We start from the raw sequence: 24,688 nt of genomic DNA, 5'->3' as shown, positions 1-24,688 counted from the left end.
CTCCTTATTTCAGCTTCATCGTACCGGCGGTTGCGCCCGAGAAGAACGACCAGTCGGTCGGCAAAACGCTGACCTTGCCGGTCTGCGCCTTGATCTCGCCGCTGGCCAGGCCGTTGGGGAAGTTCACGGTCATGACGCCCGCCCCGCCGAAAACGACCGTGTCGTGTGTCGTCGAGGTGATATTGCCCTTGTCGTCGGCGCCCAGCTTGCCGTCGGCCGAGGCTGTGACATTGAACGGCGAATAGCCCGCCAGCACGGTCAGGGTCGTAACATTGGCGGTTTTCAGCGCGGCCGACAGTTGCGCCCCCAGGCTGGCCGTGCCCGACTGGACGGCAAGCGCCGGGTAGAACTTCTGGTTATCGGTCGCCGTACAGTCCCAGGCGATGACCTGCGCACCGGCGCGCGGATCGAATTTCAGGATGTCGGCGCAAGAGCCTGCGCGGTTGCGCAGTGTGCCTTCGCTGGTGAAGGCCCAGTCCTGTTGCGGGGTCTTGGCGCAGGCCGCCATGACCAGGGCCGAGCCGTTCTCCTTGGCGGTCAGGCACTTGCCGCCCTGGACGATGGCGCCCGAGCTGTCGGACGCGAAGTTGAGCGTCTGCCCGTCCTTGCGGTCGCACGTGGCGGTTTCGATCTCGCCATTACCCTTCACGGCCAGGCACTGGCCATGGACGAAGTAGGAGGCAATGACCGGCTGGCCCTTGAGCGGCGCGGCCGCGACCTCCGGCGGCGCGGCGGTCGAACTGGCGGCTTTGCGGATATTGGTCAGGAAGAATTTCTGGTTGTCGGTCGCCGTGCAGTCCCACGCGATGACGGCCGTACCCGGATCGCGTTGGTAGTTGAGCACGTCGGCGCACAGGCCGGTGTCTGTCTTCAGCGTGCCGTCGGCTTCGAAGGTCCACAACTCATCCTTGCCGTTGGCGCAGGCGCGCAAGGCCAGCGGCTGGCCCTTGGTGGGGGCGGCGACGCACTTGCCGTTCTGCAGTATCTGGCCGGTGTTTTCGTCGTAATTGATGGCTTGGGAGGCTTGTGCGTTGCACTTGTTGATGACGGCCTGGCCGTCGGCCTGGCGGATATCGAGGCAGAAGCCTTCGACGAACTTGGTGCCGATCGACAGTTGTGTGACCGGCGGCTGGGCGGCGGTTTGCGCATGGGCGCCGAAAGCTGAGGCGAGGGCGATGACACTGGCGGCGGCGACGCCCGAAAGACGGATGGACATGGTTGGGTTCCCTGCAGATGTGCCCTTTTTGGGCTGTTTCATGCATATTGTCAGACAAATTAATTATTGTAAACGGCTTGTTCTCATCTGTAATCCCGACCGCGCAAAAGAAAAGAGATTTCAGATTGAAATTGATTATTTTTGATCGAAATTGCTTTCTCTGGGGCGGGAGAAGGGGCTCCATATCTCCTCCCTGTCGCGTAGCGATGGGGAGGAGGGCCGCTATAGGCGGTGGAGGGGTAATGCGCAGGCAGTCCAATATTCCCAGGACTTTGCAGGTGACCTTCCGCCAGAGTCGCCCCCCTCCGTCACCTTCGCTTCGCTCGCTGACACCTCCCCATTTGCTGCGCAAACAGGGAGGAGGGAGCCCCTACTTGACTCTCACTCAAAATAAGAACAAAATGTGAACAAAATAATCCGAGGGCATGACCATGCAGGACTGGATCAGATGTGTACTGGAGCGTTTCATAGCCGGTGAGCTGTCGGTGACCGAGGCCAAGGCCGATCTTCTCTCGCGCTTCACCGACTTCTGGACGCCGCAAAACGCCCAGCGGGCCGCGGACTTTGTCGAATGCATCCTCACGCGCGCCAAATACGCCGACCTGAGCCTCGACGACGCCGTGTTCAAGCTGCTCGACGCAATGAACGAGAAGGCGGCTTAAGTAAACAATTGGCGCATAAGTTATTGAAAATGCGTATAAAAGTATGCCGCCCTTAGATAAGGTTATCCAGAAACGAGGATGCAAAATCTGTCTTGGCATGGGCGCGAGATATGAATAGTCTCCACTCTAGGGCGAATCGTAGGCGGGTGCGCAATGAACGACAATTCTCAACAGATATTAAATGATGTTCTGGCTCAGCAAAGGCAAGAGTTTGTACCGGAGGTATCTGACCAAGATTATTTCGAAATATTCTGTGCAGAGCAAATCCTAAAGGATTTTGACCTCTCATATGATGAGATAGAGTCGGGTATAGTTGATGGGGAGCATGACGGAGGTGTCGATTCTGTCTACGCGTTTGTCAATGGTGAGCTAATATACGAAGATTTTGATACCTCTCCCTTTAAAAAAGATGTCCAAATTGAACTACACATCATCCAGTCAAAAACATCTGGAGGATTTAGTGAGGTTCCTTTAAATAAGCTTATATCTGTAACTAGACATTTATTGAAGTTGGATGCGGATTATGATGCTCTTCCTCAGTATAACTCTGCTGTAAAAAATTCAGTTGATAATTTTAGGTCTATATATAGAAAGCTTGCTTCAAAATTTCCTACGTTGAAAATATGTTATTACTATGCATCTAAGAAGGCTGATTCTTCTATACACGATAATCTGCAGCTAAAGGCAAATGAACTTAAGGAAGCAGGATTAGCTTTATTTCCTGAGGCTTATGTCGAAGTTGAGTTTTTGGGAGCTAGAAAGCTATTGGAGCTCGCTAGGCGTAGGCCAAAAACTACATATGAACTAAAAGTTCGGAAAAGTTTGAGCGGCGAAAATGGGTATATCATTTTAGCCTCACTAGGAGATTACAATAAATTTCTCAGAGGTGTGGATGGTAAAGTTAAGACTCAGCTATTTGAGTCAAATGTTCGAGATTTTCAGGGCAGCACGCCGGTCAACGATGAAATAGGTAATACTCTGCGAGATGAGAAGATTGTTGATTTTTGGTGGATGAACAATGGCGTAACTATTCTGGCAAGCAGGGCCACACTAAATGGTGATTTAATAACTGTTGAAAACCCTCAGATCGTAAATGGTTTGCAGACGTCTACACAAATTGCTCGTCATTTTGGAGGGGCAGAGGGGGAAGACGCTAGAAATGTTATGGTGAAAATCGTTTCTTCTGAAAATGAAGAAACGAGAGATAAAATTATTAAGGCTACAAATAGTCAAAATGGAATACAGCCTTCCACACTCCGTGCTACGGATAAAATACAACGGGATATAGAGGAGACTTTGAAGGTATCCGGCCTGTTCTATGATCGTAGAAAGAATTTTTACAAAAATGAAGGAAAGCCGGCAGACAAAATAATAAGTATTCCTTTAATGGCTCAGGCCGTTATGTCTATGATATTGTCAAAGCCTGACACCGCAAGAGCGAGGCCATCATCACTTATTAAAGAGAATTCTGTTTATTCTCAAGTTTTTTCTGAGGCATATCCTATATCTTTGTATCTATATGCTGCTACTATGATTAGGACAGTTGATAGAGTGTTAAAGAATAGATCTGAGCTAACAGCACGTGACCGTACTAATCTGAGATTTTATGTCCTCTTGTGGCTTTCATCTGCGTTAACAGGCAAATCGTCTCCTAAAGCGCATGATATTGCAAACATTAAAGTCACTGATATTAACGATAGCGCTGTTGAAGCTGCAACAGATGAAGTCTGGAAAGTCTATGAAGAAATGAGTTCCTCGGGCTCTAGTGACCAGCTCGCTAAGGGGCCGGATTTGCGGAAACAGTTGATGGAAAAAATAGCCGAGAAATTTCAGTCTTCGAAAGTTGGGTAATTGTAGTGGTATTGGGTAGTGTTTTGACCTTTCCTCGTGCCTCCGCCGCCGCTATACCCCTCCCTATGACAAACGATCTCGACATTCGCCCCGCCGACCCTTCCAAATTTATCCAGGGCCGGACCGGGCCGTGGGAATTGATCATCGGGCTGGAAGTCCACGCCCAGGTCGCTTCCAACACCAAGCTGTTTTCCGGCGCCAAGGTCGGCTTTGGCGCGGGGCCGAACGAGCAGGTCTCGCTCGTCGATGCCGCCATGCCCGGCATGCTGCCCGTGCTGAACCGTTTCTGCGTCGAGCAGGCGGTCAAGACCGGACTTGGCCTTAAAGCACGCATCAACCGCTTCTCGCGCTTCGACCGCAAGAACTACTTCTATCCCGACCTGCCGCAGGGCTATCAGATATCGCAGCTCTTCTACCCCATCGTGGGCGAGGGCGAGGTGCTTGTCGAGGCCGACAAGGACGCCGACCCGATCGTCGTGCGCATCGAGCGCCTGCATTTGGAACAGGACGCCGGCAAGTCGATCCACGACCTCGATCCCAATGCGACCTATGTCGACCTGAACCGCGCCGGCACGGCGCTGATGGAGATCGTCTCCAAGCCCGACATTCGCTCGTCCGACGAGGCCGTCGCCTATTTCAAGAAGCTGCGCACCATCCTGGTTTATCTGGGGACCTGCGACGGCGACATGGAAAAGGGCAATATGCGCGCCGACTGCAACGTCAGCGTCCGCCGTCCGGGCGAGCCTCTGGGCACGCGCTGCGAGATCAAGAACGTCAACTCGTTCCGCTTCATGCAGCAGGCCATCGAGTTCGAAGCGCGCCGCCAGATCGAGATTCTGGAGGACGGCGGCAAGATCGTGCAGGAGACCCGCCTGTTCGACGCCGTCAAGGTTGAGACGCGCTCCATGCGCTCCAAGGAAGAGGCGCACGACTATCGCTATTTCCCTGATCCCGACCTGCTGCCGCTGGAGATCGAAGAGGCGTGGATCGAGGATATCCGTAAGCACCTGGTTGAACTGCCCGACGACAAGAAGGCGCGTTTCCAGAGCGCCTACGGTTTGTCGTCCTATGACGCCGGGGTGCTGATCAGCGACCAGGCGCGCGCTGACTATTATGAAGCGGCGGCGAAAGGCCGTGACGCCAAGCTCGTCGCCAACTGGGTGACCAACGAACTTCTGGCGCGCCTGTCGAAGGACGGCCAGGAGATCGATGAATCACCGATTCCGCCCGAGCATATCTCGGGCCTGGTCGAGCTGATCGAGAACGGCACCATCTCGTCGAAGATCGCCAAGACCGTGTTCGAGCATATGTGGGACGAGAAGGGCATACTGAGCCCCGCCGAGATCGTCGAGAAGCATGGCCTGAAGCAGGTGACTGACACGGGCGCTATCGAGAAGGCCGTCGATGAGATTATCGCCGCCAATCCAGACAAGGCTGCCGAAGTGGCCGCCAAGCCGCAGGCCTTGGGCTGGTTTGTCGGCCAGGTCATGAAGGCGACCCAGGGCAAGGCCAATCCCGCGACGGTCAATGATCTGCTGAAGAGCAAGCTGGGTGTTTAAGCGGTAAGAGAGCGCCCTTGCGGCGGCGACGCATGCCCCTCACCCTAACCCTCTCCCCGCAAGCGGGGAGAGGGGATTAAACAAAAAGCCCCGCAGGCGACTGCGGGGCTTTTTGTTGGACGATAGCGTGGTTTAATCGCCCGGCTTGGCGTTCGGGTCCATCGTCGTGGTCATGCCGGCGGCGGTATCGGTATCGGCCGCGTCAGGCGTCTTGGCGCCGGTCGCGCCGGAATTGTCGCCAACCGAGCCACGGTTGTCCGTCGTGGCGGTTGTGCCGGCATTCGTGCCGGCGGCCGCCTTAAGGCCCGCGCAATAGGCCTGCTGGTCAGCGACCGTCTTGTTGGGCTGGGCGATGCGCGAAGACGCATTGCCGGCGGCCCAGGACGACTGGGTATCGGCGGCGACGCAGATTTCAGCGTCGGTCTCGGCGGTGGTCGACTGCGACAGAACAGGCGCGGCGGCAGCGGCAAATACAAAAGCGGCAGCGGCGGCGATCGGTAAGATGGGCTTCATGGCAAAATCCTTTCGTGAGGTATTCTAAGTTTTTGCTTTGTCGCGATATTTAAGGCAAAACCGCTTCACGCTTTTCGCCATATCGCTTTGGGTGCGTGGGCCATTCTGCCGCCGATCTGGGCGCAAAAGTGGCTGGAAAGCCGTTTCACATCGGATCTTTACGCCTCACGGGGGAAAACCCCGGACAAACCACATGCAAACTTGCATAAGTCAAATGCCCCCGGAGGCAAGTCCGGGGGCATTTGCTTCAGGCAGTCTGGATAGGCTTACTGGGCGGGGGCGGGCTCTGCAGAAGCCGACACCGATTCAGAAGCCGAGACGCTGGCGCCCGCATCGACGGCGAGCTCTTCAGCCGTTTGCGGAGCCTTGGCGTCTTCCAGAGCCGAAGACAGAACCGGCGTGGCGGCAACGGCTGCGATAGCAGCAACAGCGGCGGCCGTGACGGCGATTTCGGTAAAGCGCTTGTTCATTTGGCAATCCCTATGGAGTTGAGGAGGAATAAGTCAGGATACTCTGGGATACTGGCGGCTTAAGCGGCCCGGAGATGTACCGCTGCAGTCGCGTTCCCATTAACGACAAGCTTGAAGGCCAAAAGGCGGCGGCTTTTGGTGCATCGCACAATCATAATTACATTTTTACATTTGAATTTTGCTTATTAATACAATTCGCTACAGCTGTGTTATCTGAAATGGGGCCGTTTTGTGTTGTCGTCGCGGCCAAATCGCGGTTTTCCCGTTAATCGCTTGCTTCGTCCTTGCCTTATTTTCCGATTCCCCTGGGGCGGGTTGGCGGATAAGATGCCCCCACCAGACGGCTGAGGGGGGAAGTGTACATGTCCAGCGATGCGGCCCTCGTGCTCGAAGGGGTTTCGAAAGCCTATGGCGATTTTCACGCCGTACGGGACCTTAGCTTTTCCGTCAGAAAAGGTTCGATCTGCGGTTTCCTGGGGCCGAACGGCGCCGGCAAGACGTCCAGCGTGCGGATGATTCTCGGCATGTCGGCGCCGACGGCCGGCAAGATCACCGTCCTCGGCGGATCAGGCGAAAAGATGCTCGACCGCATCGGCTTCCTGCCGGAAGAACGCGGCCTGTACCGGAAAATGACCGCAATCGATGTCATCGTCTTTCTGGCGGGGCTGAAGGGCGTCAAGGCTTCGGTGGCGCGCCGTCGCGGCAAGGACATGCTGACGCAGCACGGCCTGGGTGACGCGATCAACAAGAAGATCAGCGCCCTGTCGAAGGGCATGTCGCAAAAGGTGCAACTGATCTCATGCCTGGTGCACGAGCCCGAACTGGTCATCCTCGATGAGCCGTTTTCGGGCCTGGATCCGGTCAACCAGCAAAGCCTGGAAGACGTCATCCGCGATATCGCCAAACGCGGTGGGACGGTGCTGTTTTCCACCCACGTCATGGCCCACGCCGAGCGCCTGTGCCAGGACGTCGTCATGCTGTCGAAGGGGCGCAAGGTGTTCGACGGCACGCTGAAACAGGCGCGCGCGGCGGCGCCCCGGTCGCTGGAGCTGGAAGGTCACGTCACGGAGGCGGATGTCCGCGCGCTTCCTGGTATCAAACACGTCGAGGCCGCCGGACCCGGCGAGGCGGGGGCCACGCTCTGGCACTGCGAACTGGAACCGGGGGCCAGTCCCCACGCGGCGCTGAAGGCCGCCTTCCAGAAAGGGCTCGACATCACCCGCTTCGAAGCGCGCGAACCCAGCCTGCACGACGCCTTTATCGTCTTGACCGGAGGCAGCCATGTCTAAGACATTCCTGATCGCCCGGCGCGAATACCTGGCCTTTGTCCGCACGGTCGGCTTCTGGCTGTCGCTGTTCACCCTGCCGACCATCTTCGCCGCCAGCATCTTCATTCCGATGATGATGCGCCAGTCCGAGCCGGTGCAGACCGTGGCCGTGCTCGACCTGAGCGGCGACAATATCCGCAGCGACATGGAAAGCCTCATCCGCGCCCGCGCGCCTAAGGGCAAGGACCGCGGCATGTTCGACAGTGGCGGCCTCAAGCTGGTCGCCACGCCGCCGGAACTGAACGGTGTCACCTCGCTTGCCGAAGCCGAAGCGAAGATGCCTCAGGTCCTGGCGTCGGGCCGCGCCGACACCGTCATGATCGCCACCGACAATGGTGGGAAGCTCGATTTCCGCATCTGGTCGGTCAGCGCCCGCAAGGGCAGCGTTCAGGACATGCTGCAATGGGACCTGCACGGCCTGCAATATTACAAGCTGGCGCGGATGAACGGCATCGATCCGAAGCTGGCGCATGACATGCGCGAATCGCGCGCTGGATTGGTCAGCCTGACGCCGCAAAGCGCCGCCGAGCCCAAACGGGATGGTTTCGCCGAAGGTTTCCGTGACAATGGCGGAAAGTTCATCGGTATTGCCTTCAGCTACATCACCTGGATTTCGATCTTTTCGTCGTCGATGATCCTGCTGGGTTCGGTCATCGAGGAAAAGTCGAGCAAGGTGCTCGAGGTCCTGTTGTCGTCGGCGTCGGCCGAATCGATTCTGCTGGGCAAGGTGCTGGGCGTGGCCGGCGTCATGCTGACGGTGGCGGCGCTGTGGGCAGCGACGGCGACGACACTGAGTTACTACGGGTTCAGCGTCATGCCGCCGGAAACGGCGAAGGAGGTCCAGGCGGTGCTGACTGGCTTGTTCTCGCCGGCGCACATCGCCCTGCTGCTGGCCTATTTCTGTGGCGGCTACCTGATGTTCGGTGTCTTCTTCGCGGCCGTCGGCGCCTTCTGTGAGACGCAGAAGGATGCCCAGGCGATCATCGGGCCAGTGACCATTGTGCTGATGATTCCGATGATGACGATGCAGGTCGCCTTTACCTCGCCGGACCTGCCCATGCTGAAATACATGTCGTGGTTTCCGCTGTTCACGCCCTTCCTGATGCCGCTGCGCTTGAGCCAGCCCCTGCCGTGGTGGGAAATCGCCGCGACGCTGGCCGGCATGGGCGTCGTCGGGTTGTTCATGATCAATATGGGCCGCCGCGCCTTCCGCCACGGTGCGCTGTCGGGCGCCAAGCTGTCGTGGGGCAACCTGCTGGGGCTGGGCAAGCGCGAGGTCTAGATTTCATTCGGAAGCGGTAATGGTTTTTCTGCCTCCCCAAATCCATTAGATTTGGGGAGGCAGAAGAAAGTCGATGCTTCAAACGAAATCATAACAATCTAGTGCCGGGGGAACGGCCTCGGTGCGACGCCTTCCTTTGTCATCACCACCGGCTTGATCGTGCCGTCGGCGTTGAAATAGAGGTGTTCGATCGCGACTTCGCGGTGGTTGCCGTTGTCGGTTCCAAGTGGGCGGCGATGATAGGCGATGTACCAGTCGTCGGTGCCGGGGATGTTGACGACCGAGTGATGGCCGGCGCCCCGGGCGATATGCGTATCCTGCTCCAGGATTGTACCGATCCGCTTGAACGGGCCGAATGGTGACGGGCTCATGGCGTAGGCGACCTTGTAATCAGGCCCCGTCCATTCGCCTTCCGACCACATGAAGTAGTAGATGCCCTTGCGCTTGACCATAAAGGAGCCTTCGACATAGGCCGGGTCGGGCGTGATTTCCTTATAGGTTTCGCCGTCGGGAAACGGGACGACGTTGAGCAGGTCGGGCGCCAGGCGCACGACATTGGCGTGCTTCCAGCCGCCGTAATACATGTAGATTTCGCCGTCGTCGTCCTTGAAGACCATCTGATCGATCGGCTGGGCGCCGTTGTGGATCTGCCCGATCAAGGGCCGGCCCAACGCATCTTTAAACGGGCCGCCGGGTGTGTCGCTGACCGCCACGCCGATACCGCCCAACTGGTTGTTGGTCTTGATGTCGTTGGCGCCGAAGAAAAGATAGTACTTGCCGTTATGTGCGATGGCCGACGGCGCCCAAACGGCATAGGCCGCCCACGACACGTCCTTCACATCCAGTACGAAATCGTGGCGCCGCCAGTGAACGAGATCGTCGCTTGAGAAGGCGTCGAGAAAGGTCTGGGGCAGGAAGGGCGGATAGATGTCCTGGGTCCGCTGCCATTTCTGGCCGGCGGTCAGTGACTTCGAAGCGCGGGGCGTGCCGGAATGATCGGAATAGGTAGGATAAATCCAGTACTTGCCGGCGAAGATGCGGATTTCCGGATCGGCGTACCAGCCCTCCAAGGCGGGGTTGGCGGCCTGGGCGGGCGCCGCCGCAAGGATGATCAGGAGGGCAGTCAGGGCAGGGCGCAGCATGGTACACCTAAGAAGAAAGCGCCATGCTATGACATCGATGACGTGATCCGCTACAACAAAAAAGCCTCCCGCAGGGCGCGGGAGGCTTTTCGGCTCGCTAAGCTGGAAGCTACTGGACTTCCGGCTTGTCGGCGGCGTCGGTCGGATTGGAGTTCGTACCGGGCTTGCCTTCTTCGGGGACCGAGTCGACCGTGCTGTTCGGCAGGGTCGGGGTTTCAGTCTGCGAAGGCGGCATGGTCGAATCGTCGGTCGGCGCGACCGTATCGCCCGTAGCCGTCGACGGCGTTGGCGAAGAGACCGAGCCGGCGGCGACCGAGCTGTTGTCGGTCGTGCGCAGGCCCGTATCGCTCGAGGCGGCCAGGCTGCTCGACGGCAGGCCTTGCAGCTGTTGCTGGTTCAACTCGGCTGTAAGCTTGTTTTCGGCCTTGCGGCTCATGCGGTTGTTTTCCGCCTTGCTGCGCACCGGTGCCATCGGCTCATCGGCGGAGGCCACCGAGGTAATGCCGGTATTCGCCTGGGCCGGTTCGGCGGCGGCGGAGGTATCGGTTTCGGCCGTCGTCGCCGTACCCGGCGCGGTGCCGTCAACGACCTGGCCGGCCGGCGGCGCCGACTGGTCGGCGGTGCCGAGGCTGTTGGTGCTGGTTTGCGCGTGGGCCAGGCCGGCAAAGCCGGTGGTCAGGGTCAGTACGGCAGCGGCCGTCATCAGTTTGGTCTTGAACATGATCTTACCTCTATTATGCGCAGTCGGGACGCCGCAGCGAACATTGGCGCCCAAGGGGAGGGCTGCGCGACAAAAGAAAAACTCACAATCTGCCCGTGATGGCGGCTTGCCAGCCGGGACTCTACACCGCCCGCCTTTGCCAGCAGGAGTGGTCGCAGTCTGTTCGGTCGCGGATAAAGAGTTAAGCCGCATCACGGCGGACGAGACAAAATCCGGGTAAAGAAAAGCCCCGGCGCTGGTAACGCCGGGGCTTAAGGGTGTTAAAGGGCTTGGCAATCACCAGACATCGTAAATGATGTCGAGTATCTCGCCGGACCTCAGGTCGATCAGGACGGCATCCTGGCCGACGAAGAACCATCCGCAGCCATAGGGTGGGGCGGGAAGGCCATAGAGATCCCAGTCATAGATGCGGTAGCTGTAGAAGTAGCTCGGCAGGACCTCGCCGCGCGCCCAGCGGTAGTTGTAATAGCTGTCCGGCACGCGGTAATAGCCACGGCCCGGGAAGAAGTAGAAGCCCAGGCGGATGCCGGTGTACGAACGCCAGCGATTGTCGTTGCGGTAATCGAAGCGGCGTCCGCCCCGGTTGCCGCCACTCCAGCCGCCGCGATCACGGTCGCGGTTCCAGCCGTCGTTGCCGCGGCGGCCGTCATTGTCGCGCCGGTCCCGGTCATAGTCGCGGCGGCCATCGTTGTCGCGCCGGTCACGGTCGTTGTCGCCGCGTCCGCCGTTGTTGCCACGGCCGTCATTGTTCCCGCGGCCATCATTGTCGCCGCGGTTGCCTTGCCAGCCGCCATTGGGCCGACCGTCGGGGCGCCCGTCATTGTCACGATCGCGGCCACCATAATTGTTTCCGCGGCCGCCAGTATTGCCACGGTTGTCGTTGTCGCCGCGATTGCCGCGCCAGCCACCATCGGGACGGCCGTCATTGTTGCGGTCGCGGCCTCCGCTGTTGTTGGCGCCTGTATTGCCGCCTGGCGCAGGCGTAACCACCGGCGGAGTATTGTCGTTGCCGCGATTGCCACGCCAGCCGCCGCCACTATCGCCGCCACGACCTCCGCCTCCGCCGTCGCGATTGCCCTGCCAGCCGCCACGGCTTCCGCCACTATTGTCGCCCCGCGAGGGGCGGTTACCTGAGTCCGAGCCACGCGACGGTCGGTCGCCGCCGCTCCACCGTCCGCCGGAATTGCCGCTGGAACTGGGCTGCGAGGGCTGCGCTGGTTGCGATGGCTGGGATCGTGCGGTGTTGTCGCTGCGTCGGGGGGAGCCCTGTCCACCATGCGGCCGGCGTTCGCGTTCCTGCGCGAAGCTGTAGGATGGGGGGACGGCCAGGCTCATCAAAAGGATGGCTGCCAGTCCGGGCACGGCCAGTTTAGCCTTTTTAGCGTTCATAGGTTTCCTCATTGTCCAGCCAGGTCACCGGTTTTTGCCGGTTATACGCGTACCTGGGACGCTGGGCGATAACCATTATCGTCTTGAGGACTTTTATGACTCTTTCGATGTGAACCGAACCTGAACGGATTGCGGCCGGTTTTCGGCGGTTAAACAAGCGTTGATTTCAGGTGGTCTGCTGATGTCGGGAGTGATTCAACTGAACTGTTAACGACAGTTTTAATTGGATTGGAAGGGGTTGTGTGTGTAATAACCAAATTATTGATGTTTGATAAGTAAATTATACTTATAAATTTATAGACAAATAACGAACATAGGTGGACTGGTTAACATGATTTTTAATATTAATTCGTCGTTTACATAAAAAATTCAGCGTAAATTTTGATATTAACTTTAATTTCACGAGCGGGTGTTGAAATCGTCGTTATCAACTCTTGTGGAGACGCGCCAGAACAGCGCGGCATCAAAACGATGAATACGACTGAAGTCACGACCCTTCCCCTGCCGACCCCTGATATGTCGGGCGACGAGCTTTTCCGTCTGGGCATGATGTACTCGACCGGCCAGGGCGGCGCGCCTTTGGACATGATCTCGGCGCACATGATGTTCAACCTGGCGGCCATGCGTGGCTCGATGGAAGCCAGCGTCTATCGCCGTGAACTGTCGCGTGAAATGGACCGCGAAGACATCGCCGAAGCGCAGAAGGCCGCCCGCCAGTGGATCGACGCGGGCCGTATCGGGTTAGCTGCCTAATTCCAGGGTCCAATGTGCGGCTTCTGTTGATTTGACCACGGAAGTCACGGAAAGACATTCGCTGACGCGAATGTTGACACGGAAAGGCACTGAAGATGGCGGACCTGCTATACGAAGACGAAGTCTTCCGTATTCGAGGCGCGATCTTTGAAGTCGATCGTGAGATGGGGACTGGTTTTCTCGAAGCCGTGTACCAGGAATGCCTGGCCCGTGAATTTAACAGAGCCAAGATTCCATATGCCGCGCACAGGCCATTGAACCTGAGCTACAAGGGCGAGCGTCTTGATCAGGCGTACAAGCCCGACTTTGTCTGCTTTGATAAGATCATACTGGAATTGAAGGCTTCGCCTTCGATCGTACAGGAGCACAAGGCGCAGCTCTTGAATTATCTGCGCGCGACCGGACTTAGGCTGGGGCTCGTCGTCTGTCCGTGGTTAAAGCTCACGATGTCGCGGGAAAACTAGTTAAACGTGCGGTACATAAAATAGTTCAGGATTCCGCCCGGAATCAGCTGGTTGACCCATTGGTCGACGAACAGGCCGGCTTCGGCGATGCTGCTGCGCGGCACGAACAGGATATCGAAACGGCGCAGCGCCGTCATCTGGCTGCGCTCGCCGGACAGGATCGACTTCAGGTCGATCGTGCGGCGCATGGCCCGGCCATCATGGCCGCGCCGGATAATCACCACCTTCTTCGACCTTGCCGACGGCAGGAAACCGCCCGCGGCCATGATGGCCTGCAGGGCGTCCATGTCGCCCTGGATTTCGACCCAGCCGGGCGTGCGTACCTCGCCGCCGACCAGGACGCGCGTCGGCGCCGTGTCGCCCGGAAACACCGTCACCTCCGGATAGCGTAGCACCCGCGCGTATCGTCCCGAAATCTCTTCCTGAAGCTGCGGTACGGACTTGTAGGCCGCCATCACCTGGCCGATCTGGGGCAGGGTGATGCGCCCGTCAGCGCCGACCTGGGTCTGGCGATTGAGTTCCGGCGCCGAGGTCACGCTGACCTCCAGCTTGTCGCCGGGAAAGAAGAGATAGAGCGGCTCGTCGTCCTGCCACTCCGAAAATTCGATCAACGGCGCCTCGGCTTGGCGCTGAGCGGCGCGCGCCACCGCCGGCGCCAAGGCCATGGCGGTCACGAAGGACATAAGGGTGCGGCGCGTCAGCATGGCGGGAAGCTAATCCCAGTTGTTCGATCGGAAAAGCAAAATTGCTTGGTCGGAATGCTAAACCGGTAAAGTGGTAAAGATTCATTAATCGCGGCCAAGATAAGGTTAACGATGCCGCCGGAAACGACGGTGAAGCGATTGGCAAGGCCCCAGACTCACTGCATCTCACAAAAGAGAGGAGGGCCCAAGGAAGCGTATGGCGAGCGTAAAGCGACAGCTGCGGCTTGAACCGGCCGATATCCTCCCGCGCCTGAGGCGCGAGGTATGGCTGATGCTGCTTGTTTTCATCGTCCTGTTAGGCCTGGGGTTGGCCGTCGCCTTTTCCATGCCGTCGACCTATACCGCCAACGCCAGCCTCTTGATGCAGGTCAGCAAGGACTATGTCTACGACCCCCTGGCCGGCGACGCGGCGCGCGGCGCCATCGCTGATATCGACCAGGTCGTCCAGTCCGAAGTCGAAATCCTCAATTCCAACGAACTGAAAAAGCGTGTCATCGCCAAGGTCGGCTACCGCACCGTCCTGCCGGAGGCGCCGGAAATGTGGACGCCCAAGGGCGACGCCCAGGTCCGCGCCGCCGATGCCGCGGCGCTCAAGGTCCTGCAGGGCGGCTTCGAAGCCCAGACCGCGCCCGACAACAACGTCGTCCGCCTGCTGTTCAAGCATTCCGACGCCATGTCGGCGGCGCTGATCCTCAATGCGATCATTGACGAGTACCAGGTCTACCGGCTTGAGGTCTATCCGGACACCATCGGCCCGGCCTTGCAGAAACAGAAGGCCGACTTCGACCAGAAGCTGGCCGATACCGACATGGCCTATCAGAACTTTCTGACCCAGCACGGCGTCGGCGATTTCGCCACCGCAAAGGCGACCTGGTCCAAGATCTACGACCAGGTGGTCGGCGACCTTTATGCCACGCGCTCTCAGATGGCGACCAACCGCGCCAAGCTGGCCGAGGTCAGCGCCAACCTGAAACGCCTGAGCCCCGAAATGAGCGTCGAGCGCAATCTCGACCTGTCGGTGCCGACACGCATTTTGGCGCTCCAGCAGCAGCGGCAGGAGATGCTGGCGCGCTACCTGCCCGAATCGCAGCCGATCCGCGACATCGACCAGCAGATCGCCTCGCTGCAGGCCCTGATGAAGTCGGGCGCCGGCGTCGGCGAGAAGGATCACCGCATCGGCGTCAACCCGATCTACCAGGACCTGGTCACCCAGCGCCTCAACCTCGACGCCGAAACCGCCTCGCTGTCGGCGCGCGCCGCCCAGTTGCAGGCGCAGGCCGACGAAGCGACGCGCAAGATGCAGGAACTGACGGGCATCGAGGCGCGCTTCACCACCCTGTCGAGCGAGCGCGACGCGCTGCAGACCAATATCCGCAACTTTACCCAACGCATCCAGGAAAATGAAGCCCAGCGCCAGATGACCAAGAACAGCGACGAAGCCGTGCGCGTCGTCGAAATGGCGTCCCTGCCCGACAAGCCCAAGAGCCTGAAACGCATCGTCATGATCATGGCCTTCCTGTTCGCCGCCTTCACTGCCCTGTGCGCCGGCCTGCTGCGCGCGGTGACGCGCCGGGGCTTTGTCGATGCCGACATGGCCGGGCGATCTTTGGGCCTGCCGGTGCTGGCGCGCGCCGAGAACAAGACCGCCTGATGATCGACCTGACCCGCGAAATGGCTGAGCTGATGTCGGCGCTGGGACGGCCGGCGGGGCGGGGCCGCGCGCTGATGTTCGTGTCGGCCCTGTCCGGCGAAGGCGTATCGACGGTCGCGCGCGAATATGCCCGTTGTGAGGCGGCCTTTGCCGCCAAGCCGGTCTGGCTGATCGACGCCGACCTGCGCGAACAGTCGCAGATGGACGCGCTGGTCCGCGAGCCCGGACGGTTCGGGCCGCCGGGGCCTTTAAGCCAGGCGTCGCCCGATGGATCGGCCTTTTTTACCCTGGTCCCGCCGTCGCGCGATGCGCAGGGCCTGCCGCTCGGCGACGACCGCTTTCTGGTGGCCCAGCCCTTCCTCGACAAGCGCCTGTGGGTGACGCGCTTCTGCGCCGAGAAGCTTGCGCCCGGCCAGAGGGTCAAGCTGTTCGAGCAGACCGGCTACTGGACGGCGCTGAAGAGCCATGCCGGAACCGTCGTCGTCGATGCGCCGGCGGCGGACCGTTCGGTGCACGCCCTGCAACTGGCCGGGTTGATGGATGGCGTGATCATGGTGGTCAGCGAAGGCGAGGGCGATACGCAAAGCCGCCTGGCGCTCAAGGCCGATCTTGAACAGGCCGGCGGCAAGGTGCTGGGCATCGTCTATAACCGCGCCAGACCCCAAAAGGGCTGGACGCCGCCGTGGCCGGCAAGCCGCGCAAGGGCGTCGTGAAGAGTTTCATAGACGACTGGCGCGGCAACTGGTTGTCGCTGTTCTGCGCCGTCGCCGTCCTGCTCGTCTTTTCCCAGGCCTGGCAGGCGCCCCTGTTTGGCTACACGACCGGCAATACCGAAGCCGGGATGCTGATCCGCAATTTCTATTACCCGTTCTACCTGTTGGGTTTTGTCCTGTGCGCCATCTGCTGGCGGCCGCTGCTCGACGCCACCTGGCGGACGGCGACGCTCATGACGCTGCTGGCGCTGTGCTGCGTTTCGGTATTGTGGTCGATCGACCCGTCGGGCACCATCCGGCGCTGCGTCGCCATGCTGGTCACCGTCCTGTGCGGCTATGCGATCGCCGCGCGCTTCAGTTGGAAGCGCCTGTCGGAAGTCCTGGCCATCACCTTCACCATCGCCATGGCGGCGTCCTATTTCCTGGCCGTGTTCGTGCCGCAGATGGGCCGGATGCAGGAGCTGTTTCCAGGGGCGTGGCGCGGCGTCTGGCTGGAAAAGAACAATCTCGGCGCCATCATGGCCATCGGCTTTTGTGCCTCGGTGGCCGCGTCGATGCACAATCCGTCGCGGCGCGTCTTCTGGTTGGGGATCGCCGCGGCCATGGTCTTTCTGGTGATCATGTCGCAGTCGAAGACCGCGCTGGTGTCGCTGATGCTGGGCGGGGCGGGCATCGTCTTCGTCTATCTCACCCAACGCGGGCCCGTGCTGGGCATCCTCCTGACCTGGCTGGCGGTGACGGTGCTTTTGTGCCTGGCGGGATTCATGTGGTTCGCGCCGGAAAAGATATTCCTTTTGCTGGGCAAGGATCCGACGCTCACGGGGCGCACCTTCATCTGGGACGGCATAGAGCGCGTGATCCGGGCGCGGCCCCTGCTGGGCTACGGCTATGGTGTCGTGTGGACGGACGAGAGCGCCTATGCGCCGCTGGCCAAGATCACCCAGGTCGCGGGGTTCAGGGCCTATCACGCCCACTCGTGCTGGTTCGAGGTCTGGCTGGGCCTGGGCAGGGTGGGGCTTGTCCTGTGGGCCTGCGTCTTCGCCGAAGCCTGGGCGAAAGGCCTGTGGCGGACATGGCGGGGAGACTCAGGCTATTTTGCCCTGCCCATGCTGGCCATCTACAGCCTGTCGAGCATCACCGAAAGCATGGCGCTGGGCTGGAACGACCTGCGCTGGGCACTGTTCGTGATGGTTTTGGTCAAACTCTCATTGCCAGGAGACAAGGACAGTACCCAAGGTTGACGTTACGTTTGGTTAAATGTCGGCCAGAGGTTGCAAACGTTTGGAATACGACCAGATATGACGTATTTATAACGCTCGATAAGTGAAGGAGTTGCGTGTGAGTACCGAAGACAGCCACCCTGTGGACATTAAGGTCGGAGCCAATATCCGAAAGCGTCGCAAGGAAATGGGCCTGACCCAGCAAAATCTTGCCGAATCCATCGGCCTGACATTCCAGCAGGTGCAGAAATACGAACGGGGCAGCAACCGCGTCAGCGCATCGATGCTGTTCGAAATTGCCCGGACGCTCAAAATGCCGCCGGCCTACTTCTTTGAGGAAGTCGCGACCGAGGCCGAGGATATCGGTCCGCTGGAAGCCGGCGTCGGCAAGTTCCTGCAATCGGGCGAGGGCATCGAACTGGCCCAGTGGTTTCCGAAGCTGACGCCTGCCCGGCGCCGCGCCGTGGTCACGCTGGTACGCTCGATGCTCCCGGAGCAGGATTGAGCCCGATATATGCCGGAAACGCTAAGCAGGTTTCGGCGTATCGCTTTGGCGCCTTAACGTCCGCTGGTAATCAATGACGCCGAAGATCAGGCAGAGCTGCCAAGCATAGCCAAGCCAGAACCCTGTGGCTGTGACGAAGGCGTACATGCTGAAGGCCTCATAACCCGTTACAAAATAGGTGATGAGGCCGTTCAGCGAGCACATGCAGATGACGAATACCCAAAGGCGCCGCGACTGCAAGGCAAGGGCGACGAAGCCAAGAGTAAGAAGTGTGTCCAGTGCCTGAACATACAGGCCGGGGCCCGGCCCGTCGAACCGGGTGAGGACTGGCGAAAGCAGGCACCCGGTGGCGATAAGGGCGGCGCCTCGCTTTTCGGTAGGACCGCCCTTCCAGATAGCCAGCACCATGCAGGCGACGAACGTCAGCCAGCCGGCGTTTACCCATATGACATGCGCCAGGTACCAGTCCATCAGGCCGCTTTATTGTCCCCAACAACGTGCAACTGGCCGGTGGGCTTGGGGGGGAGTTTCTCCTCAGTTTGCCCCGACATGAAGGTTCCGCAACCGATGCGCGTCTTAACATCATCCAGATGTCCGTGCACACGGATAATGGATGCGCGCGCGCCGGCCAGAATTGTCAGGGTTTGCGCCAGTTCGGTCATTGCTTCCTGACCTATCACGGCCGAGAGTTTCGAGTCCATGCGCATTCGCTCGAGCATACTCATCAGGTTCGCGGTCTCGCAGATGCCGCTGGCGATCATGTTTTCGGTTGCGCGCAGTTGCTCCGCGCCGCGGAGCACAAGTTCCGTTCGCTTCATGTCTGTCTTTCCTGCTGATTTAAGTAGACTAACGCTTTTCCTCGACGGCCAGGGGCTCGCCGGTCACATTGTAAATGGCTTGGACCATCGTCATGGCCATGAGGATCATCAGGATGGCGGCGAAGCCTAAGGCAATGGTGCCACCCAAAATGAAAACCAGGCATTGGACAACGCTCAGGCTTTTCAGCCGTCTGCTGACCCAGTCCCATCTTCCGTGAGCCACGCTATGGCCGTAACGAGGTTGAACAGCGCCTTCTCGGGTCCATCCGTCCGGTAATGGTGCTGTATCCCCGCGACTGCGTCCGTCACGTGCGGTTGTTTTACTGAGGCCGCCATCATTTTCAGGACTGTCTCCAGTTGGTTCCAGCTGATCATCATGACGTGTTGGTTCGATAAGGTTTGCTCGGTCATGTGGCGGAATTTGCTCCGTTTTTTCGGGCTCCGCTATCACCTCCGTCGGGGGTCCCCCCTGAGGGGACTGATCTAATTGAGCTTCATATGACACAAGGGTTTGCGCGGCATCGCGCATGCTTGGCGCGTTCAGCCGCCGCCGCGCTTCGTCGACGTGCGTCTTGACGGTATGCTCGCTGATTTTCAGGATGCGCGCGATTTCCTTCGCCTGGTACTGGCGGGCGGCCAGGCGCAGGATCTCCTTTTGACGCTTTGATAGTGTCGCGACGGCGGACTGTTTGTCCATGTGCGAGGAATCCCCCTCTAACTCAACTCGCCCCCATGTTAACAAGGGTAGCCAGAGGTGCAATCGATATTACGCGCGACTTCGACGTGCATATACTAATGTATTTAACGCCGGCCGTCAGGCGGCCTTGGTCGTCTCGGAGACCAGGGCCCGGCGCGTGCCGTCTTCAAAGGTGACGATTTCAAAGTCCTTTGCAACCGCCTCAGAAACCAGCCGTTCCAGAACCTGCGGCGTGCAGCCCCAGCTCGACGGTTTTTCGCGGACGTCGTGCGTGTAGAGAATCAGCCAGCTGTCGGGCATCGCTGCCGCGCGCGCCAGCCAATGGCGCGCCACATCTTCCCCGTCGGCGCCTTCGATCCCGACAGCCGGCGCCTGGTTGAGGTCGGTGCCCGTGACGACAAGGCCATGGTGCAGGGCGCGCGATGCGGTGAACCGCGTATTGAGCACGTCCTTGGAGGCCGGCGACACGTCGCCGTACGGATAGGCAAAGGTACGTGGAGCAGGGACGCCGAGCGCGATTAGCGCGTCGTGATTCGCATCCAGTTCGGCGGCGATCGCAGTGCCTTTGGCGCGGCCGCAGTCGAGATGCGTCAAGGTATGGCAGGCGATTTCGTGGCCGGCGGCATGCAGCGCGCGGATGTCGGCGGCGTCTGTATAGCGGCCAAGATGGCTTTCCTGGCCGCTGAGGCCTGTCGAGATGAAATAGGTGCCACGCGCGCCATGGCGCTCCAGAATCGCTGCGCCCTCATGGGCGGCGGACACGGGCGCGTCGTCGAAACTGATGGTCAGAAGAGGGCGGGACAGGCCGGACAGGCGCGCGGGCTTGGTCGCCACCAGCCGGGCCAGGCGGCGGCGCAGTTTGCCGTAAAGCGAGCGGTCGGCGCTATAGGGTTCCATCACACCACCTGGGCATAGAGGGCAGCGCGATAGATGCGAAGCGCCCCGGCGCGCAGGCGGGCGGGCAGGGCGGCATTGAGCGCGGCGGATTTCAGCACCGCGCGCGCTACTGAGAGCAGCGGCACAAATTTAAGTACTTTCGCGGCTTTATAGCTTGCATATTGCGAAACCACTTGAGGATGTTTCCGGATCACGCGGGCAAAATTGCCGACCGACTGTTCGTACTTGCGCGCCAGGGCTTCGGGACGATCAAGCCCCATATGGGTGGCGGTATTGTCGATATGCTCGACGGAAAAGCGCGCGGCGACGCGCATGGCCCATTCGACGTCCTCCCAGCCCCAGCCGGTGAATTCCGGGTCCAGCCCCTCAGCGGCGAAGACGTCGCGGCGGATCAGCAGGTTGGAAGTGAAGACGTATTTCTCAGGCATCAGGCTGCGCTCGGCGGCGTTCAGGCAGTCGCTATGGCCTGCAAGTGCGCGATGGACGTCGAAGGCTGGATCGGCTGGCGCCTGATCGAGCGAGAAACCGCCAAACACGACGGCGGCGTCTCTGCGGGCCGTCGCCAGCCAGGTGTCGAGAAAGCCCGGCGTATCTGGCAACATGTCCGAATCGAGGAACAAAAAGTGCGCCCCGCGCGCCGCTTCCGTCAGGCGGTTGCGGCCACGCGACCGGCCCTGGTTCTGGATCAGCGTGATCAGTTCACAGGCCAGCGGCGAGGCGGCGATGAAGGCGCGAACCTCGGCCGTGATGTCCGGACGGTTCGAACCGTCATCGATCAGTATGACCTCGATCTCGTGCGGATCGCGCGTCCGGAGCGCTTGCAACAGCGCAAGCGGACTTTCGTTGTAGAAGGGGATCAGCACCGACAGCCGCGGCGTCGCTGTCTCGAAGGCACGATTGTGGAAGGGCAAAGCCTCGGTCATGCCGCAACCCTTTTTGTCAACCGTTGATAGATGCGTTCCGTCAGGGCGCGAACGTCATTGAGATCAAGCAGCCAGGCCAGCCCCGCGTAGACGATGCCGCCGCAAGCGGCCTGGGTAATCAGGTCGATCGGCTGGCCGGTGGTGGGGACCAGGGAAACCACGGCCATCATGAAGATGGCGCAGGCGGCCATCATGAACAGGTCGAGCCAAGGCATGGGCAGGGCCAGCGCCTTGCGGCCCAGCAGCCACGACGCCGCTATGCCGAGCGCGAAGCTGAGCGTGCTGGCCAGGGCCGCGCCGGTCAGCCCCATGGCCGGTATGAGCGCCAGGTTGAGCACGATATTGCTGACCGCCGGCACGGCCATGGCCGCGACCAGCAGGCGCGTCGTCTTGGCCAAAGTAAAGGCCTGGAGGAAGTAGTAGGTATTCAGCCCCGAGAACAGGGCGCCGAGGCTGATCAGGGCAGTGACGCTGAGCGCGTCCTGGCGCAGGGCTTCGCCGATCATCAGCGTGCCGAAGGCCGGCGCGACCATGATCAGGCCGGCTGTGGCCGGGAACATGATGAAGGCCATGGTCTTGAACTGTTGCCGCGCATTGTCGCGCAGCGCGGATGTGCCGCCGGTCTCTAACGCATGTACCATGGCGGGGCCGCCGGCAGCGCCCAGCCAGATGAACAGGACGTCGAGAATGCGCGAGGCCAGGCTGTAGCCGGCGTGATAGGCGCCAGCCTCGGCCTCGTTGAGGAAGCCGGCGATCAGGAAGCGATCGACGGTATAAAGGGCCAGGGTCAGGATCAGGCTCAACGACACGGGTATGCCGTACTGGGCGTAGGCGCGGGCGCGGACGGGATCGAACACGCCTTTGATAGCGCGTCCCAGGTCTTCGCGCGCGAACAGCGGCAGGGTCAAAAGCGCTATCAGTCCGACGCCGAGCACCGGCGAACCCCCGCCGAGGCCGGCAAGCGCGCAGACGACGCCGATGGCGAAACCACCAGCGGTCTGCGCCATATCAATCATTGATGCCTGACCGACGCGGCCCTCGGCGCGGCGTTGTTCCTGCACGGCCTTGATCAAGGACTTGAAGACGGTCGTCGCCAGGCCGAAGCCGATGGCGACCTTGAGCGCGCCATTGCCCGGCCACAGCCACAGGCCGGCGGCGCAGAGCGCGGCGAAGCCCGCGAATACCCAGGCATAGAGTCGCCACAGCGTGCCATAGAGGTGCGGGGCATCCGGATCGTCGCGCGATTCCGCGACGTAGAAGCGCGCCATCGCGGCTTCGATCCAGGTGAAGAAAACGGTCTGGGCCAGGGTGGTGATGCCGAAGGCGAGGGCATACTGACCATACTCTTCAGGCGTCAGCAGACGCGTAAAGACCATGAGGGTGGCGAAACCGACGACACCCTGCAGGACATTCGCAGGAAGATATCCCCATAAACCCCTGAAAAACATGTACTAAGCGGTTCCTGGTTGCAACGGGGTCAGCGCACCGTCTTGGCGTCGCCAAGCAGGCAGGGAATTGTCATGGCCATGATGCGCAGGTCAAGCCACAGCGACTGGCGCTCAATATATTCGACATCCAGCGCGATGCGGCGCTTGACGTCTTCGGGCGTGTCCATCGGCCCGCGCGAGCCGTGGATCGCGGCCCAGCCGGTGACGCCCGGCTTCATACGGTGGCGCCAGGCATACTCGGCGACCAGTTGCGCGCTTTCCTCCGAACCCGTCTTCATGCCGATGGCGTGGGGGCGGGGCCCGACCAGCGACATTTCGCCGATCAGCACGTTGAACAGCTGCGGCAGTTCGTCGATCGAGGTCTTGCGGATGAAGCGGCCGATTTTGGTGACGCGCGGGTCGCCCTTGGTCACCTGCTGAGAAGCGGTGTGGTCAGTCAGGTGGGTGTACATCGACCGGAACTTCCAGACCATGATGGCTTCGTTGTTGAAGCCGTGGCGGCGCTGACGGAAGAAGATCGGGCCGGGGCTGTCGAGTTTGATCATGACGGCAACCGCCAGCATGATCGGCGAGAAGGCGATGAGGGCCAGCGCGCCGATGACGATGTCGGCGGCGCGCTTGACCAAGGCCTTGCGGCTGTCGCTGGCGACACCGGAAACGCGCGCCAACGGCATGTCGGCGACGCGCGACCAGGCGGTCTTGACGTCCTTTTCGGTCTCGACGTCAACGAAGAGGGCGACTTCGTTGGGCAGGGCGCGCAGCTTTTCAACGATGGCGCGGACGCGTGTGCGGGCAGTGGTGTCGAGCGCCACCACGATCTGGTCGACATAGGGGGTGATCTTGTGGCCGAGCAGCGACTGAACGTCGCCCAGCACCGGCACGCCGGCCACGGCATCCGGGTTGCGCGCCAGGCGATCGTCGAAGATGCCGAGCACATTGACGTCACCCTCGGCCTTGGCGGCTTCGATCAGCTTGTGGGCATGTTTGGTCGCACCGACGATAACGATGGAGGGCGTGAGCTTGCCGAGACGGCGCCAGCGCTGGATGAAGCTCCACCAGACGATGTGCAGCCCGGCGACGACGGCCAGGCTCAGGCCGGCCCAGCCGGGCAGGAGAGCGGCCAGGCCCAGATCGGGCGCCAGAAAGCTGACGACCCATGCGGCGATAAAGGCGGCGGCGAAGGCGCCGGCCAGACGCGCCAGGTGGACCGGCAAGCCTTCCTTACGCCCGAAACGATAGAGGCTGAGCGCCGGCAGGGCCCAGGCCAGGACCAGCACGCCCGTTGCGAACGGCAGGACGTTACCGAGCGGCGCAGCCAGCAGACCCTCGGGCAGAACGCTTGCGGCGCACACGGCGGTGGCGGCCAGCACAGCCAGGCCATCAATGGCGCGGAACAGGCGGACATACATGTCGCCGTCACCGCGCTGACGCGCCGACAAAAGCTTTTCGGGACGGAAGGGACCGCGGCGGTCGCGGCCGGTCTTCGGCAGCACGGCGTCAGCGGTGGAATCGGCGAGGATGGCTTGGGCGAGCCTGTCGGGGGGTACGGCGGCGTTCATTCTGGCTTTGCTCTTAAGGGCGTTCTGTCCTGTGCCCAGCATAACCGAATGCATTTAGGGGCCGGTTAACAGCCGGGTTTTTTTATGGCCGGCACAAGGTTTTTCCGGGGTTTGGTACGGAATTTTCGGAAATGACCCGCGATCCGAACGCCGTTCTTATGATCGCGAGGCTAGTCTTACGTTCACGTCAACAGCTTCGCAGG

The 24,688-nt window shown here is 60.4% G+C and carries 25 protein-coding genes; 11 read left to right on the top strand and 14 right to left on the bottom strand.

The annotated features are described in order from the left end of the window. Positions 1-4 precede the first annotated feature (4 nt). Positions 5-1,216 carry a ricin-type beta-trefoil lectin domain protein gene (locus J2X24_RS21175; protein WP_209725892.1) on the bottom strand — a complete coding sequence of 404 codons (1,212 nt, stop codon included), beginning with the start codon at positions 1,214-1,216 and terminating at the stop codon, positions 5-7. Between the two features lie 431 nt (positions 1,217-1,647). On the opposite strand from J2X24_RS21175, the gene J2X24_RS21170 reads away from it, so the two are divergent. From J2X24_RS21170 to gatB, 3 genes are all read left to right on the top strand, one after another. Then, positions 1,648-1,878, top strand: a complete 231-nt coding sequence (locus J2X24_RS21170) for a hypothetical protein (protein ID WP_209725890.1) — start codon at positions 1,648-1,650, stop codon at positions 1,876-1,878. 153 nt (positions 1,879-2,031) lie between these two features. After that, a complete protein-coding gene (locus tag J2X24_RS21165; RefSeq protein ID WP_209725889.1) occupies positions 2,032-3,729 on the top strand; it encodes an AIPR family protein in 1,698 nt (565 codons plus the stop codon). Between the two features lie 65 nt (positions 3,730-3,794). Beyond that, a complete protein-coding gene (gene gatB / locus J2X24_RS21160; RefSeq protein WP_209725886.1) occupies positions 3,795-5,288 on the top strand; it encodes an Asp-tRNA(Asn)/Glu-tRNA(Gln) amidotransferase subunit GatB in 1,494 nt (497 codons plus the stop codon). 132 nt (positions 5,289-5,420) lie between these two features. Here the strand turns inward: gatB and J2X24_RS21155 are convergent, their stop codons facing one another. Both J2X24_RS21155 and J2X24_RS21150 read right to left on the bottom strand, forming a co-directional pair. Next, a complete protein-coding gene (locus J2X24_RS21155) occupies positions 5,421-5,801 on the bottom strand; it encodes a hypothetical protein (RefSeq protein ID WP_209725884.1) in 381 nt (126 codons plus the stop codon). Between the two features lie 266 nt (positions 5,802-6,067). Then, a complete protein-coding gene (locus J2X24_RS21150) occupies positions 6,068-6,271 on the bottom strand; it encodes a hypothetical protein (protein ID WP_209725882.1) in 204 nt (67 codons plus the stop codon). A gap of 362 nt (positions 6,272-6,633) precedes the next feature. Here J2X24_RS21150 and J2X24_RS21145 point away from each other — a divergent pair, with 362 nt between their 5' ends. Both J2X24_RS21145 and J2X24_RS21140 read left to right on the top strand, forming a co-directional pair. After that, positions 6,634-7,560: an ABC transporter ATP-binding protein gene (locus J2X24_RS21145; RefSeq protein ID WP_209725880.1), complete on the top strand. Its 927-nt coding sequence runs from the start codon at positions 6,634-6,636 to the stop codon at positions 7,558-7,560. Further along, complete coding sequence (locus J2X24_RS21140) at positions 7,553-8,881, top strand: ABC transporter permease (RefSeq protein WP_209725878.1); 1,329 nt, start codon at positions 7,553-7,555, stop codon at positions 8,879-8,881. Before J2X24_RS21145 ends, J2X24_RS21140 begins: the two co-directional genes overlap by 8 nt. A 98-nt stretch (positions 8,882-8,979) precedes the next feature. Here J2X24_RS21140 and J2X24_RS21135 read toward each other — a convergent pair whose 3' ends face one another. The 3 genes from J2X24_RS21135 to J2X24_RS21125 form a co-directional block, all read right to left on the bottom strand. Then, a complete protein-coding gene (locus J2X24_RS21135; RefSeq protein WP_209725876.1) occupies positions 8,980-10,023 on the bottom strand; it encodes a glycoside hydrolase family 43 protein in 1,044 nt (347 codons plus the stop codon). 109 nt (positions 10,024-10,132) lie between these two features. After that, positions 10,133-10,744 (bottom strand): hypothetical protein, encoded by a 612-nt coding sequence (locus J2X24_RS21130; protein ID WP_209725874.1) that lies wholly within the window; start codon positions 10,742-10,744, stop codon positions 10,133-10,135. A gap of 276 nt (positions 10,745-11,020) precedes the next feature. After that, positions 11,021-12,133 carry an RcnB family protein gene (locus J2X24_RS21125; RefSeq protein ID WP_209725872.1) on the bottom strand — a complete coding sequence of 371 codons (1,113 nt, stop codon included), beginning with the start codon at positions 12,131-12,133 and terminating at the stop codon, positions 11,021-11,023. A gap of 471 nt (positions 12,134-12,604) precedes the next feature. Between J2X24_RS21125 and J2X24_RS21120 the strand changes: the two genes are divergently transcribed. Both J2X24_RS21120 and J2X24_RS21115 read left to right on the top strand, forming a co-directional pair. Further along, the gene (locus J2X24_RS21120; protein WP_209725870.1) at positions 12,605-12,886 is read left to right on the top strand and encodes a sel1 repeat family protein; all 282 of its coding nucleotides are present in this window, start codon (positions 12,605-12,607) and stop codon (positions 12,884-12,886) included. A gap of 95 nt (positions 12,887-12,981) precedes the next feature. Next, positions 12,982-13,350 (top strand): GxxExxY protein, encoded by a 369-nt coding sequence (locus J2X24_RS21115; RefSeq protein ID WP_209725868.1) that lies wholly within the window; start codon positions 12,982-12,984, stop codon positions 13,348-13,350. On the opposite strand, the gene J2X24_RS21110 is transcribed toward J2X24_RS21115, so the two are convergent. Then, on the bottom strand, positions 13,347-14,054 hold the full coding sequence (locus J2X24_RS21110) for a polysaccharide biosynthesis/export family protein (RefSeq protein ID WP_209725866.1): 708 nt from the start codon (positions 14,052-14,054) through the stop codon (positions 13,347-13,349). The two genes, J2X24_RS21115 and J2X24_RS21110, sit on opposite strands and share 4 nt — an antisense overlap. Positions 14,055-14,250: 196 nt before the next feature. Here J2X24_RS21110 and J2X24_RS21105 point away from each other — a divergent pair, with 196 nt between their 5' ends. The 4 genes from J2X24_RS21105 to J2X24_RS21090 all read left to right on the top strand — a co-directional run bounded on the left by J2X24_RS21105 (position 14,251) and on the right by J2X24_RS21090 (position 18,143). Continuing rightward, on the top strand, positions 14,251-15,705 hold the full coding sequence (locus J2X24_RS21105; RefSeq protein WP_245345012.1) for a GumC family protein: 1,455 nt from the start codon (positions 14,251-14,253) through the stop codon (positions 15,703-15,705). After that, entirely contained in the window at positions 15,705-16,418 is a 714-nt protein-coding gene (locus J2X24_RS21100) for a P-loop NTPase family protein (protein ID WP_209725864.1), read from the top strand. The genes J2X24_RS21105 and J2X24_RS21100 overlap by 1 nt, the downstream gene beginning before the upstream one ends. After that, positions 16,388-17,659, top strand: a complete 1,272-nt coding sequence (locus J2X24_RS21095) for an O-antigen ligase family protein (RefSeq protein ID WP_310005241.1) — start codon at positions 16,388-16,390, stop codon at positions 17,657-17,659. The genes J2X24_RS21100 and J2X24_RS21095 overlap by 31 nt, the downstream gene beginning before the upstream one ends. A 97-nt stretch (positions 17,660-17,756) precedes the next feature. Next, positions 17,757-18,143: a helix-turn-helix domain-containing protein gene (locus J2X24_RS21090; protein ID WP_209725862.1), complete on the top strand. Its 387-nt coding sequence runs from the start codon at positions 17,757-17,759 to the stop codon at positions 18,141-18,143. A gap of 21 nt (positions 18,144-18,164) precedes the next feature. Here J2X24_RS21090 and J2X24_RS21085 read toward each other — a convergent pair whose 3' ends face one another. The 7 genes from J2X24_RS21085 to J2X24_RS21055 form a co-directional block, all read right to left on the bottom strand. Next, positions 18,165-18,614 (bottom strand): hypothetical protein, encoded by a 450-nt coding sequence (locus tag J2X24_RS21085; RefSeq protein WP_209725860.1) that lies wholly within the window; start codon positions 18,612-18,614, stop codon positions 18,165-18,167. Further along, complete coding sequence (locus tag J2X24_RS21080; protein WP_209725858.1) at positions 18,614-18,961, bottom strand: hypothetical protein; 348 nt, start codon at positions 18,959-18,961, stop codon at positions 18,614-18,616. Before J2X24_RS21080 ends, J2X24_RS21085 begins: the two co-directional genes overlap by 1 nt. Before the next feature lie 28 nt (positions 18,962-18,989). After that, entirely contained in the window at positions 18,990-19,658 is a 669-nt protein-coding gene (locus tag J2X24_RS21075; RefSeq protein ID WP_209725856.1) for a helix-turn-helix domain-containing protein, read from the bottom strand. A gap of 117 nt (positions 19,659-19,775) precedes the next feature. Beyond that, positions 19,776-20,555 carry a polysaccharide deacetylase family protein gene (locus J2X24_RS21070; protein ID WP_209725854.1) on the bottom strand — a complete coding sequence of 260 codons (780 nt, stop codon included), beginning with the start codon at positions 20,553-20,555 and terminating at the stop codon, positions 19,776-19,778. Then, positions 20,555-21,478 (bottom strand): glycosyltransferase family 2 protein, encoded by a 924-nt coding sequence (locus J2X24_RS21065; RefSeq protein WP_209725852.1) that lies wholly within the window; start codon positions 21,476-21,478, stop codon positions 20,555-20,557. Before J2X24_RS21065 ends, J2X24_RS21070 begins: the two co-directional genes overlap by 1 nt. After that, entirely contained in the window at positions 21,475-22,926 is a 1,452-nt protein-coding gene (locus tag J2X24_RS21060; RefSeq protein WP_209725850.1) for a lipopolysaccharide biosynthesis protein, read from the bottom strand. Before J2X24_RS21060 ends, J2X24_RS21065 begins: the two co-directional genes overlap by 4 nt. 29 nt (positions 22,927-22,955) lie before the next feature. Further along, the gene (locus J2X24_RS21055) at positions 22,956-24,485 is read right to left on the bottom strand and encodes an undecaprenyl-phosphate glucose phosphotransferase (RefSeq protein WP_209725848.1); all 1,530 of its coding nucleotides are present in this window, start codon (positions 24,483-24,485) and stop codon (positions 22,956-22,958) included. Between the last annotated feature and the right edge of the window lie 203 nt (positions 24,486-24,688).

It is taken from the genome of Asticcacaulis solisilvae (assembly GCF_017875235.1).
GTDB classification, from domain to species: Bacteria; Pseudomonadota; Alphaproteobacteria; order Caulobacterales; family Caulobacteraceae; genus Asticcacaulis; species Asticcacaulis solisilvae_A.
Note: the sequence above shows the minus strand (reverse complement) of the source record. Positions and strands in the feature narration are given on the sequence as shown.